This is a genomic window from Cytobacillus pseudoceanisediminis (assembly GCF_023516215.1).
Taxonomy (GTDB): domain Bacteria; phylum Bacillota; class Bacilli; order Bacillales; family Cytobacillaceae; genus Cytobacillus; species Cytobacillus pseudoceanisediminis.
In genome coordinates this window covers 484,849-496,912 of record NZ_CP097349.1, presented here as the reverse complement: position 1 = coordinate 496,912, position 12,064 = coordinate 484,849, and the positions used below count along the sequence as shown (strand labels likewise).

The 12,064-nt window shown below is 39.8% G+C and carries 14 protein-coding genes, 1 rRNA gene and 1 riboswitch; of the genes, 4 read left to right on the top strand and 11 right to left on the bottom strand.

Annotated features, from left to right (window positions below; genetic code table 11):
* Positions 1-28: 28 nt before the first annotated feature.
* Both M5V91_RS02745 and M5V91_RS02740 read right to left on the bottom strand, forming a co-directional pair.
* Positions 29-1,578: ribosomal RNA gene (locus M5V91_RS02745) — 16S ribosomal RNA — on the bottom strand.
* 301 nt (positions 1,579-1,879) lie between these two features.
* The gene (locus tag M5V91_RS02740; RefSeq protein WP_009332498.1) at positions 1,880-2,707 is read right to left on the bottom strand and encodes a hypothetical protein; all 828 of its coding nucleotides are present in this window, start codon (positions 2,705-2,707) and stop codon (positions 1,880-1,882) included.
* Between the two features lie 278 nt (positions 2,708-2,985).
* On the opposite strand from M5V91_RS02740, the gene M5V91_RS02735 reads away from it, so the two are divergent.
* Both M5V91_RS02735 and M5V91_RS30250 read left to right on the top strand, forming a co-directional pair.
* Positions 2,986-3,150 (top strand): DUF3900 domain-containing protein, encoded by a 165-nt coding sequence (locus tag M5V91_RS02735; RefSeq protein WP_251175691.1) that lies wholly within the window; start codon positions 2,986-2,988, stop codon positions 3,148-3,150.
* A 38-nt stretch (positions 3,151-3,188) separates the two neighbouring features.
* The gene (locus tag M5V91_RS30250; RefSeq protein WP_369425970.1) at positions 3,189-3,338 is read left to right on the top strand and encodes a DUF3900 domain-containing protein; all 150 of its coding nucleotides are present in this window, start codon (positions 3,189-3,191) and stop codon (positions 3,336-3,338) included.
* Positions 3,339-3,418: 80 nt separating this feature from the next.
* Here M5V91_RS30250 and M5V91_RS02730 read toward each other — a convergent pair whose 3' ends face one another.
* Positions 3,419-3,628, bottom strand: coding sequence for a cold-shock protein (locus M5V91_RS02730; protein WP_009332501.1), 210 nt, complete (start codon positions 3,626-3,628; stop codon positions 3,419-3,421).
* A gap of 239 nt (positions 3,629-3,867) precedes the next feature.
* Between M5V91_RS02730 and M5V91_RS02725 the strand changes: the two genes are divergently transcribed.
* Positions 3,868-4,197 carry a DUF6509 family protein gene (locus M5V91_RS02725; protein WP_019379650.1) on the top strand — a complete coding sequence of 110 codons (330 nt, stop codon included), beginning with the start codon at positions 3,868-3,870 and terminating at the stop codon, positions 4,195-4,197.
* A gap of 28 nt (positions 4,198-4,225) precedes the next feature.
* Here the strand turns inward: M5V91_RS02725 and M5V91_RS02720 are convergent, their stop codons facing one another.
* The gene (locus M5V91_RS02720; RefSeq protein WP_251175693.1) at positions 4,226-4,624 is read right to left on the bottom strand and encodes a cytosolic protein; all 399 of its coding nucleotides are present in this window, start codon (positions 4,622-4,624) and stop codon (positions 4,226-4,228) included.
* A 156-nt stretch (positions 4,625-4,780) separates the two neighbouring features.
* On the opposite strand from M5V91_RS02720, the gene M5V91_RS02715 reads away from it, so the two are divergent.
* On the top strand, positions 4,781-5,623 hold the full coding sequence (locus tag M5V91_RS02715) for a GNAT family N-acetyltransferase (RefSeq protein ID WP_251175694.1): 843 nt from the start codon (positions 4,781-4,783) through the stop codon (positions 5,621-5,623).
* 8 nt (positions 5,624-5,631) lie between these two features.
* On the opposite strand, the gene M5V91_RS02710 is transcribed toward M5V91_RS02715, so the two are convergent.
* From M5V91_RS02710 to M5V91_RS02680, 7 genes are all read right to left on the bottom strand, one after another.
* Positions 5,632-6,138 carry a metallophosphoesterase family protein gene (locus tag M5V91_RS02710; RefSeq protein ID WP_009332505.1) on the bottom strand — a complete coding sequence of 169 codons (507 nt, stop codon included), beginning with the start codon at positions 6,136-6,138 and terminating at the stop codon, positions 5,632-5,634.
* 78 nt (positions 6,139-6,216) lie between these two features.
* Positions 6,217-6,417, bottom strand: a complete 201-nt coding sequence (locus M5V91_RS02705) for a cold-shock protein (protein WP_009332506.1) — start codon at positions 6,415-6,417, stop codon at positions 6,217-6,219.
* Positions 6,418-6,567: 150 nt separating this feature from the next.
* Positions 6,568-8,016: a degradosome RNA helicase CshA gene (gene cshA, locus M5V91_RS02700; RefSeq protein ID WP_019379653.1), complete on the bottom strand. Its 1,449-nt coding sequence runs from the start codon at positions 8,014-8,016 to the stop codon at positions 6,568-6,570.
* A 300-nt stretch (positions 8,017-8,316) separates the two neighbouring features.
* Entirely contained in the window at positions 8,317-8,517 is a 201-nt protein-coding gene (locus tag M5V91_RS02695) for a cold-shock protein (RefSeq protein WP_009332508.1), read from the bottom strand.
* Between the two features lie 232 nt (positions 8,518-8,749).
* Positions 8,750-9,613, bottom strand: coding sequence for a bifunctional 5,10-methylenetetrahydrofolate dehydrogenase/5,10-methenyltetrahydrofolate cyclohydrolase (locus tag M5V91_RS02690; protein WP_284521705.1), 864 nt, complete (start codon positions 9,611-9,613; stop codon positions 8,750-8,752).
* An 80-nt stretch (positions 9,614-9,693) separates the two neighbouring features.
* Positions 9,694-9,776, bottom strand: a riboswitch (ZMP/ZTP riboswitch).
* Between the two features lie 571 nt (positions 9,777-10,347).
* Entirely contained in the window at positions 10,348-10,836 is a 489-nt protein-coding gene (locus tag M5V91_RS02685; RefSeq protein ID WP_251175696.1) for a hypothetical protein, read from the bottom strand.
* Between the two features lie 182 nt (positions 10,837-11,018).
* Complete coding sequence (locus M5V91_RS02680) at positions 11,019-11,978, bottom strand: nucleoside hydrolase (protein WP_217026258.1); 960 nt, start codon at positions 11,976-11,978, stop codon at positions 11,019-11,021.
* Positions 11,979-12,064: the final 86 nt, after the last annotated feature.

Genomic DNA, 12,064 nt, shown 5'->3' with positions numbered 1-12,064 from the left:
GCGTCACGTTTCATGTAAATATCCTTAGAAAGGAGGTGATCCAGCCGCACCTTCCGATACGGCTACCTTGTTACGACTTCACCCCAATCATCTGTCCCACCTTAGGCGGCTGGCTCCAAAAGGTTACCCCACCGACTTCGGGTGTTACAAACTCTCGTGGTGTGACGGGCGGTGTGTACAAGGCCCGGGAACGTATTCACCGCGGCATGCTGATCCGCGATTACTAGCGATTCCGGCTTCATGCAGGCGAGTTGCAGCCTGCAATCCGAACTGAGAATGGTTTTATGGGATTCGCTTAACCTCGCGGTCTCGCAGCCCTTTGTACCATCCATTGTAGCACGTGTGTAGCCCAGGTCATAAGGGGCATGATGATTTGACGTCATCCCCACCTTCCTCCGGTTTGTCACCGGCAGTCACCTTAGAGTGCCCAACTGAATGCTGGCAACTAAGATCAAGGGTTGCGCTCGTTGCGGGACTTAACCCAACATCTCACGACACGAGCTGACGACAACCATGCACCACCTGTCATCCTGTCCCCCGAAGGGGAACGCCCTATCTCTAGGGTTGTCAGGAGATGTCAAGACCTGGTAAGGTTCTTCGCGTTGCTTCGAATTAAACCACATGCTCCACCGCTTGTGCGGGCCCCCGTCAATTCCTTTGAGTTTCAGCCTTGCGGCCGTACTCCCCAGGCGGAGTGCTTAATGCGTTTGCTGCAGCACTAAAGGGCGGAAACCCTCTAACACTTAGCACTCATCGTTTACGGCGTGGACTACCAGGGTATCTAATCCTGTTTGCTCCCCACGCTTTCGCGCCTCAGCGTCAGTTACAGACCAAAGAGTCGCCTTCGCCACTGGTGTTCCTCCACATCTCTACGCATTTCACCGCTACACGTGGAATTCCACTCTTCTCTTCTGCACTCAAGTTCCCCAGTTTCCAATGACCCTCCCCGGTTGAGCCGGGGGCTTTCACATCAGACTTAAGGAACCGCCTGCGCGCGCTTTACGCCCAATAATTCCGGACAACGCTTGCCACCTACGTATTACCGCGGCTGCTGGCACGTAGTTAGCCGTGGCTTTCTGGTTAGGTACCGTCAAGGTACCGGCAGTTACTCCGGTACTTGTTCTTCCCTAACAACAGAGTTTTACGATCCGAAAACCTTCATCACTCACGCGGCGTTGCTCCGTCAGACTTTCGTCCATTGCGGAAGATTCCCTACTGCTGCCTCCCGTAGGAGTCTGGGCCGTGTCTCAGTCCCAGTGTGGCCGATCACCCTCTCAGGTCGGCTACGCATCGTTGCCTTGGTGAGCCGTTACCTCACCAACTAGCTAATGCGCCGCGGGCCCATCTGTAAGTGATAGCCGAAACCATCTTTCAGCTTTCCCTCATGTGAGGGAAAGAATTATCCGGTATTAGCCCCGGTTTCCCGGAGTTATCCCAGTCTTACAGGCAGGTTGCCCACGTGTTACTCACCCGTCCGCCGCTGACTTCAGGGAGCAAGCTCCCATCTGTCCGCTCGACTTGCATGTATTAGGCACGCCGCCAGCGTTCGTCCTGAGCCAGGATCAAACTCTCCATATAAGAGTTGATTAAGCTCATAAGTTGTCTTTTCAAAAAGACTAAAGAATTAACGTTGACGTTTTTGTTCGTTCAGTTTTCAAAGATCAATCTTTCAAGTTGCCATCTCTTAAAGCAACTTTTATATCATATCACTTACAACCTTCATCGTCAACAACATTTTTAAAAAATTTCAATCAGTTATTTTGTGAAAGCTGTTCTTAAATAATAGCACCGCCAGTGCTTCAGGTCAACGCTTTATTCGTGGTATTTTATTCCAGTTTTTTCTTTGGATCATCAGATAACAATTCTTAAAGTATGGATTTCAGATTGACGGAAACATATAGTTATTTAATTTCCTGATTAGCATCAGCAATAGCATAAGTATCATACTGAAGTAAATAGGATTCCAAAAAGTGCTTATTTCTAGAATGTCCATTTTCACCATAAAGCACTGAAAAGCTAAATCGGCAAAAAATATCAAGGCCATCCATTTAAATCGAAAATATTTTATTATGATAATGGTCAGCAGCAGTGCATAGATAATCCAAACCAGAACACTGAAAGCTATATGGTCCTGATAAGGTGATACAAACCACCCAATGTTATACTGATGGGTTCCCAGGATAGACGTCAAACCAAAAGATATACCCTGAAAAATTGTGGTGATGGCCATATAAACGGTTATAAACTGTATAAAAAAAGTGGGATCTTCAACTCTATTCCTCCACCATTTTATAATAAAAACTGAAGCAAACAAGATAATCGTGGTAAACCAAGATTTCCACCAATTGTGCTGATAGATGCCCAGCCAGAGAAACAGCTCTTCTATTCCATATATCGCGGCGATTATGAAAGCAATCCATCTGAAGCGAATTCTAAAAGCAGCTATTGCCATTAGTACACTAGGAATAAAAAAAGCCTGAGATATACTGGAGCCAAAAACATCATCATACCACTGGATAGAAAATAATTTCGGGTAATAGGAGTATGCGTCACCTAAAATTAATACAATGTATTCCATTAAAAAAGAAAGTCCCATAACAAAGAAATAAACCGCCAGATTATGCCGAAATTCAGTTCTAATATAAGTTATATAAATAAGACCTATGCTGATAAGCACTAATCCAAGAAACCAAAGCAAATTTGACATTCTTCCACATCCAGTTTAGCGCGTTTCCATTATTTTGTTCATCATGGAAAAACATATACTCAACATTGAACGAAGGGCAATTAGATGTAAGATTTATTATAAAGTTAAAGATGAAGAAAAAGGGGAAATGTATGGATTTTGAAATTAGTTATTTGTCATTTTTTGTTGTACAGGTCGAGGGAAAGGGGAAAATGCCGAGAAGTACTCTAAACACTTTCAGACTCCCGATTCAGAGAAATATGAGAATAGTGCAATAAAGGATTTTTAGGATGGTGAGCTTGCAAAGAGCTCTGCCGGAAATTGTTAAAATTGCAAACGACTCGGTGGTACAAGAACATATAGAAGAGCATTCCAGTCTGATAGCGAAGAAGAGAGATCAATCGGAAAGCAGCATGGAAATTTGGGCAGCCAGTCCAAAAAGGGAGATTCAACAGACCACGTAATTGAAGCTTCCATATAAATTATCAAACATTCTCCATAGATTGAGCTTAAGTTAAAGGATGGACAACGTATCCGTGATCGGGCTCATTCAGATTTCAGGGAAACGATTCCTATAGCCAAAGTAAACGGACGTTATGTACTGCTTATTGAATCTGGAAGTATTAAGTTTAAAAAAGCTTTCCACTATTGAATTTCTAAGATCTGATGAGCTTGCAAGCGTAATAGAAAAAATCAGCAAAAAAATAAAGGGCGATGTCATCGCCCTTACAATTATTTAGAAAAGATGCTGTTATTGTTAACGACTTGCAATTCTTTAGTCGTTTCTGCCATTTCACTTTTGCAAATCGGACAAATAGGTACCTGGCTGCTTTTGAAATTGTCCCTTACCCAGCAGTTGCAAGACTCAGATGTACACTCCCAGATTTTCACTTCTTCAACCTTGATTTCTTCCAAATTTTTTCTGCCAAATCCCATTGCCATAATCAGGCACCTCCCAAAGAGTAAGACCCTTACCCAAAATAAAAATCACTTGCTATATAAAGTGACGAACCACTGGCTCTATATAACAAGTGTTTATGGGCAATATTATATTCTTTTAACTAAAATTAGTATAACATATTTAAAGGGCGCTGTCAAAAAGTTCTAAACTTACACAGCAGCCTTAGAAACACGGCAAAAAATTGATAAATACTATTAAACCAATCTGGGAAAAGTGTATAATGACATGTACAGCAGCGAAAGAAAGGGTGAAGACCATGGATATTACAAGTTATACTGTTGAGTACATACAGGATCCTACCGGCATTTTAACGGGTGACCGCTACGAATACTTTTTAGATATCGATGTAGATGAAGACGATGAATTATATTCAGAGAATGGCATTAAGTTAAGGGTCCTTTATTATAAAAATGGAGAAGATGAGAGGATTCTTAATTATCATTTTGTCGAAAGTCATTCAGGAAACATATTGGATTTCGCTTTGGATGAAGTGGAAGAAAAGAAAGTTTCTGCTTTCTGCAGAGAGAACCTTTCTCAAGCACAAGAGTAAGAGCAGGAGAACCTGCTCTTTTATTTTATCACTGAATTTTTTTACCCTCTTCAATAATGTGATACATTAAATGTGCCAAATGCTGTATCGGTGTATAAGCTTCTTCTTCCCTATCCACATTATTTCCTTCATTAAAATCAAGGTCATTCAGATAAAGAGCGGTGAATTGATAGAAATCTTTTAATTCAAAAGCAAAGCATGCACTGGGTTCTTCCGACTCCCCTTCATATTGAAGAACCAGGTAAGACTCCTTACCTTCCTTATCAATAGCATCAAAAAATATAAAATAGCCAACATTAGAGTTCAATTCAAATAAATGCCTTGTGCCGCCTTCTGTGTATAATTCAAAGTCATTTTCATTTAATTTTTGAACAGCCATCGGCTGTATATTATCTTCCTTATGGAACATCACTGTGAAATTCTTCATTGATTCTCCCCCTTTTTCCATACAATCCTAACATATTGCTATATTTATTTACATAATTTCAATCCAAAGCTAATAGATTGAAATTTAGGACTATTCGTATGAACCGTTTTCTTATAATATTGGTTTATTATTTCTTTTATCTAGGAGGCCGCCTGAGTGCTGACAAAAAAACAATTAAACGATATTCATTCTCTACAGCAAATTTGCGAAGAAACGGGCAATATCAAATTAAAATTAAATTGGGATACCTTGAAGTCAAGGGCCGACGAGGAAAATGACTATTTCCATTATGATAATAGCGGGAATTTATTAGGTTACCTTGCTCTATATAATTTCGGAGGTCCGGTTGAATTATGCGGAATGGTTCATCCTAATCATAGACGAAAAGGCATCTTTTCCAGCTTGTTCAATGAGGCAGTAAAACAATTGGCCCAAGCACGCAAATTACTTATTAATGCTCCAGCCTCTTCCCAATCAGCAGAAGGTTATATTAAATCATTACCTTGCACCTATTCATTCTCCGAGTATCAAATGAAGCGCCATAAAAGCAAAAAAATCGGAACAGCAAATTCTGAAGTAACTATGCGGCAAGCAGTGAGCAGTGACCTTGCATTCATTAATCATCTGGATACTGCATGCTTTGATATCCCCAAAGACGAAGCAGAGGTTTTTAATAAAAAAATCTTTGCCTGCAAAAATGAGAGGACTTTTATCATTGAATACAAACGCCAAAAAGCCGGCAAAATCAGAATTCAAACAGAAAAAGATGCTGCGTGGATTTACGGCTTTGCTGTCGATCCTTCTTTTCAGGGGAAAGGAATCGGCAGGGGCGCTCTTACAAATGTTGTTAATCTGCAGCACAGCAAGGGAGTTAGCTGGGTGCATCTAGAAGTAGCTGCAGAAAATGACCATGCACTTTCATTGTACAAATCATGCGGCTTTGTACCATACGGCACACAAGATTATTACGAATATGATCTGAACACACTCAAGGTTTGAAACACGTTTTATTCCTTTGAATCAAAATAAACATGATTGAATGTCATCTCATCTGAAATTTCCAGGGTGCCGAACGAATAGTTCGGCTGCCTGCGCTTATCTGTCGGAGACCCGGGATTAAACAGTATTATTCCATTATGGAGTTTCTTTATCGGTATATGTGAATGCCCAAATATAATAGCATCAACATTTTCCTTATCAAATGCTTCTATACTTCTTTTTTCAGTTGTTTTTCCCTTTCCATGTCCATGGACAACCCCAATTTTAAAACCTTCTATTTTAAGCAGTACTCTTTTCTTAAGAATGGAGCAAATTTCATCACTGTCGGTATTTCCATATACCCCCTCAACAGGTGCATATTGTTTTAATTCATAATACAGTTCGACGCTCTGCCAATCACCTGCATGAATAATTAATTCACAGCTGAGAAGTTCATTCAGAAGTATATCAGGGAGCTGTTTTGACTTCTTTGGCATGTGGGTATCAGACAGAATAAGGATTTTAATCACTATCATTCCTTCCTTCTTACTTTTATACCCTATTTTACCCCAAAAATAAAAGAGCCCCTTAATAGGGACCCTCTTATCAATTAATTATAACTTTGTTACATTTACAGCTTGAGGTCCACGCTGGCCCTGCTCTATGTCAAAGTTAACTTCCTGGCCTTCATCAAGGGTTTTGAAACCTTCTGTCTGGATTGCAGAGTAATGAACAAATACATCTTCTCCGCCTTCAACTTCGATAAAACCAAAACCTTTTTCTGAGTTAAACCATTTTACTTTGCCTGTTGCCATGTAAATTTCCTCCTAATATCTATAACTCACAGAGTGATTTTTTACCCTGCATTTACTAATATGGGTAAATTCCTCTAATTTTATAATAAAATGTTCAAAAAGTACCGAAAAAAATCAATATATCCATTTTCTCTTGGATTTTAAACCGTATTATCCCTTATTGCTGCTGCGGTTTTTAGTGCGTCTGTCCCGGCCGCCTTTAAAATCTCTTCTATCACGGCTGCCGCCTCTGGACCTGTCGTTGAATCTTCTTCCGCCGCGATCACCTTTAGGTTTTCTGACACGGATAGGTTCCACCGCAGTTAATTTAACCGGTGTTACATCAGGACCTTTAGTCAGCAATTTGATGGCTGCAGCAAGCAAAGTAACAGAATCTGTATCTTCAAGAAGGCTTTCCGCCACTCTCTTGAAGTCTGCATGTTCTTCTTTTTCAATAACTTCCATAAGTTTATTAATAGTCGCCTGCTGATTGCCTGCAACAACATCCTTAAAGGAAGGAACAGGCTTTTTCGCCATTTTGCTTTTTGTAACACTTTCAATTATTTTTAGGTGGTCAATTTCTCTTGGAGAAACGAACGTAATTGCCAGCCCTTTATTTCCGGCACGCCCAGTACGTCCAATCCGGTGAACGTAGCTTTCAGGATCCTGCGGGATATCGAAGTTATAAACATGGGAAACACCTGAAATATCCAGACCTCGTGCAGCAACGTCAGTGGCTACCATTATGTCGATTGTCTGCTCTTTAAAACGGCGGATAACCTGATCTCTTTTCGCCTGGGGGATATCACCATGAATTCCTTCAGCCGAATAGCCTCTCTTGATAAGACCTTCCACCACTTCATCTACACGCTTTTTAGTCCTTCCAAACACAATAGCCAGTTCAGGTGACTGAATATCCAACAGATTGCAAAGCACATCAAATTTTTGTTTTTCATGCACTTCCATATAGTACTGCTCAATATTTTTAACAGTCATTTCTTTCGCTTTGACTTTAACCATTTCTGGTTCCTGCATGAATTTTTCAGCAAGAGACTGAATTCTTTTTGGCATTGTTGCTGAGAAAAGAAGGGTTTGGCGCTCACCTTTAATTTCACTTAAAATTCTTTCAATGTCCTCGATGAAGCCCATATTAAGCATTTCATCCGCTTCATCCAGAACTACCATCTTGATGTTGCTTAAACGGATTGTTTTTCTTTCAATGTGATCAATTAACCTTCCCGGTGTAGCAGCAATAATATGCGGGTGCTTTTTAAGCGCACGAATTTGGCGGGTGATATCCTGACCACCGTAAACAGGAAGTGTCCGGACTCCTTTTACCTGTCCTATACGGTTTAATTCTTCTGCCACCTGTACAGCAAGCTCCCGTGTTGGCGCAAGGACTAGACCTTGAATACCTTCGTTTAAATCAATCTGCTCTAACAGCGGCACACCAAAAGCAGTGGTTTTTCCAGTTCCAGTCTGCGCCTGGCCAATCATGTCCTTCCCCTTCATTCCGATTGGAATTGCCTGTGCCTGAATTGGTGTTGGTTCCTCGAAGCCCATATTGGAAAGGGCTTTTACTATTTCATTACTTAAGCCAAAATCTGAAAAAGTTGTCAAAATATAATTTCCTCCTTGAATTGCAAATCTTATTAGGTACTGAAAGATTGTTTTTTGTATAAAGACATGGACACTTTACTAGGCTTTCCAGTTTGTATCTCTTTTTTACATTTCCGTTTGCACTATTTTTAAACTTTTTGAAAGTGAAGTATTTTAATTGGGTGAAATGAAAAATACATATTCCTAAAAGCAGTTATTACAGAAGATCTGTTTTGAGGAATGCTGAAGGCTACAAAGTGGATAAGCAAACATAAAAAGGTGATGCATGATTAGACATGCATCACCTCATTTTAAGCAAAATTATGCTTTTGTTACGTTAGCAGCTTGAGGTCCACGGTTACCTTCAACGATTTCGAAAGTTACGTCTTGACCTTCTTCTAAAGTTTTGAAACCTTCAGTTTGGATAGCGGAGAAGTGTACGAATACATCTTGACCTTCTGAAGATTCGATGAATCCGAAACCTTTTTCTGCATTAAACCATTTAACTTTACCTGTGTTCATTTGTGTTGCCTCCCAATAAATTGTTTTTCACTATAATGTACCATATAAACTTAAACATAAAAAAGTCGCAGCTTGCAGAAATGAGGATGAACGATCGCCTACATTTCTTTGCAGCTACGACTACTTATCCAAAAAGTATATAACGAACTTTACAGCGTTAACCTAATAATAAACGACACCCAGTTATAAGTCAATCCTTTTAAAGATCAATTTTTATTTAGGGATAAATGAACTATTTATGCTTCCCTTGTATTTCAGCGATTTTTTCTGCAGCATGAACAGTATGTTTCAAAAGCATGGAAATCGTAACAGGTCCAACTCCTCCAGGTACGGGGGTAATGGCAAACGCCTTTTCAGCACAGCTTTCATACTCTGCATCCCCAATATTTCCTTCATTATATCCGGCATCAAGGACAATAGCTCCTTCTTTAATCCATTCACCCTTGATAAAGTTAGGTTTCCCTACAGCTGCTACTACAATATCAGCTTGCTTTACAATTTGGGGCAGATTTTTGGTATATGAATGGCACGTAGTGACTGTTGCGTTTCGATTGAGTAAAAGGGCAGAGACCGGCTTGCCAAGGATTGGGCTTCTGCCTACGACTACAGCATGCATACCTTCAGCACTCAATTTATAGAAATCCATAATTTCCAAAATAGCTGCAGGTGTACAGGACGGATATTCACCAAAACCGAATGCGGTCTGTCCATATCCAAGGCTTGTAACACCGTCTACGTCTTTTTCAATAGCAATAGCTTCGAAAGCTTTTCGTTCATCTATATGTCCTGGTACGGGATGCTGTAGAAGGATTCCATGTACAGAAGGATCATTGTTTAATTCTGCAATCTTCTCTAATAGTTCTTGTGTTGTTGTATCCTTTGACATATGAATACGTTTTGATAATATGCCAAGTTTTTCACAAGCATTCCCCTTCATCCGTACATACGTTTCAGAGGAAGGGTCATCTCCCACCAAAATTGTGGCTAAGCAAGGGACGATATCCTTCCCCTTCAATTCTTCAATTCGATCCTTTAATTGGTCTTTCACATGTTTTGCCACAACAATTCCATCAAGAATAATCTTTTTTCCATGCATATTCCTCCTATAGGAAAAGCACCTATTCGGCTGACGGGCTTTTCCATTTTGTTATGAAAAAAAGAGACAAGGGTATCCCTTATCTCTGCCCAGACGACCGGCTATACATAGACGCAGCTCCCCAGCGGTTCATTCCGCATTGTCGTCAGTCACTGCGATTTTGAAAAGCTATTCTAATGAATACATCATACCACAAAAACACAAATAATTAAACTGAAACTTATTCAAACGTTCGTGTTTTTTTGCGAGATATATAAAAAAGGACAGCAAATACTGTCCTTATAAATGATATATTTGAGTTAATTAGTTATACCTAAAACAATGAAAGCCCTGCCTCTCTTCCATCCTTGCGGCTCCTAGACCGCGCCAGTGGGAATCAGGTTGGTCGGAATTCTTTCCGACTTAGATGCTCTCTGAGATTTTAATATTAAATGGTAAGAAACTTACTGAAGTAAAAATACGGAGAAGTGTCTGGTTTATAGAAGATGATTAAGAAGAAAATTCAGCATTAAGCTGTCCACACAAATTATTCTTAATTACAAACACATGCTTACTCTTTCAAAATCCTAAAGAGCATGAAACATAATAAAAAGCCGCAGTTTCACAAAAAAGAAGGTTCGGCTGCCGAACAATCCAAGTGAATTAACGACTTCAACAATATACCTCAAATACTTCAATCACTATGTTATCTTATTTACGGTAAAGTGTCAAGAAAATAACTTGTCACCCGCTTATTAGCCTTCTCCTTTATACTCTGTTACATCAAAATAATCGGTTGTGTCTTTATAGCCATTAAATCCAATATCCAGATCATGAAAATATCGGTGCAATTTAATTAAAACTTCCTTATCCTTAGTGCCCGACTGCACAGTTTCTGCCAGCCGTGTTATTGTGCCCAGGTCAGCCTGCAAATCCTCATTCTCAGCTGATATTTTTTTAAGCGAATTTACGATTAATTCAGCCTGATCTCTTTGTTTTGGCCAGCTGACTTTACGATCTCTTCCCCATCCAAGTGTTTCATTATAAAAAGTATGATTGGAGGCAATGAAGTCCCCTAAATCATCGTACATTAATCCCTGTTCAGATGTCTCCGCATTTGCTGAGGTTTTTTGAACCTTTGATTCATCCTTATTTAAAAAGACAAGTACACTATATGCTATGGCAATAGCTATGACCATTCCCAGAATTGAAAGAAACCTGTTTAATTTCTTGTTTTTTAGCAATTTGAAAGCCTCCATTTGATTTTGATAATGTATGCTGAAACTAAATGGAATTATTGCCATTCTTCCTTGTCTGAAGAAACCTTCCCTGACTGCAAATGTTTTCCATGTTAATACATTCTATGCCAACTTTCCTTTCCCCTTCAACACCAAATAAAAAAGCTTTTAACACTGAGTGTCAAAAGCTATTTCTGATTTTTCTGAGCAAGGAAAACCTCGATAAAATCAATAACAAAACGTTCCAGATCAAACTCCATCGCTATATTATCAAGTGTTTCGGGCGGATCAACTTCGGGCACCGGCCTAAAGTCAGCTATGCTTTTACCCTTTGCCTTTCCAAACTGTTCTATTCTCACTCTTCGTTTTACATATTTGGCAAGATCAGGATTTGTGAGAACACTTAATACAAGAACATCATGAAGAGGTGCACCCTTAATTCCCGGGACAAGCTTTTGATAAGCCTCATAATAATAATCATAAGCAGGTTTAATTAGATCTTTAAAAGGCGATTGAGTATTATCTGCAATAAAATCAATCGTTTCAGGCCTGATAATCGCTTTATTTGTTACATTTAGGGGAAATATATAGATGTTTTTTGCTTTTTCAAGCACTGAATCCGCTGCAATGGGGTCAGCGTAAAAATTCGCCTCAGCCTCTGGTGTTACATTTCCCGGAACTAAAAACGCACCGCCCATTAAATAGAATGCATTTACATCTTTATATGCATCCTTTCCATACAGAATGAGCGGCAATGCCAAATCTGTCTGCCTTCCAACTCCAACGATCACAAGGTCATTTTTGTATTCATTTACAATTTCTATAATTTTGTTTATGTCATATACCTTTATTTTGCTGATGAAATTCTCCGGAGGCTGAATGGGCCCGAGGCCTTCCTCCCCGTGTATTTCAGGATAAAAGACAGCGGTCTCACCGGATAATGGCCCGCTCGCCCCTGCTATAATGGGAATGTCCTCTCTGCCTGCAAGTTTCAGTAAATATGCAGTATTATTGATGGATTCTTCTTTGGTTATGTTGCCATAAGCGCTGACTACACCTACTAGATTAATCTCGGGATGCTGAAGGGCATACATTAGGGCAAGTGAATCATCAACCCCCGAGTCAACAAACATGAGAACATTGTACATAAGCCACCTCCGCTACCTATCTAGTCTATAATATGCCAATGGAATGTCCCTTTTGTTAAAGAAAATACTCCTAAAAAATGAAAACT

Coding starts and splice junctions, on each gene's coding strand:
- M5V91_RS02710 (WP_009332505.1), bottom strand. CDS start 6,138: ATGATAGTGATTAAAATCCTTATTCTGTCTGATACCCACATGCCAAAG.
- M5V91_RS02690 (WP_284521705.1), bottom strand. CDS start 9,613: ATGCATGGAAAAAAGATTATTCTTGATGGAATTGTTGTGGCAAAACAT.
- M5V91_RS02730 (WP_009332501.1), bottom strand. CDS start 3,628: ATGGCAATGGGATTTGGCAGAAAAAATTTGGAAGAAATCAAGGTTGAA.
- M5V91_RS02740 (WP_009332498.1), bottom strand. CDS start 2,707: ATGTCAAATTTGCTTTGGTTTCTTGGATTAGTGCTTATCAGCATAGGT.
- M5V91_RS02705 (WP_009332506.1), bottom strand. CDS start 6,417: ATGGCAACAGGCAAAGTAAAATGGTTTAACTCAGAAAAAGGTTTTGGT.
- M5V91_RS02695 (WP_009332508.1), bottom strand. CDS start 8,517: ATGAACACAGGTAAAGTTAAATGGTTTAATGCAGAAAAAGGTTTCGGA.
- M5V91_RS02680 (WP_217026258.1), bottom strand. CDS start 11,978: ATGTACAATGTTCTCATGTTTGTTGACTCGGGGGTTGATGATTCACTT.
- M5V91_RS02725 (WP_019379650.1), top strand. CDS start 3,868: ATGACATGTACAGCAGCGAAAGAAAGGGTGAAGACCATGGATATTACA.
- M5V91_RS02720 (WP_251175693.1), bottom strand. CDS start 4,624: ATGAAGAATTTCACAGTGATGTTCCATAAGGAAGATAATATACAGCCG.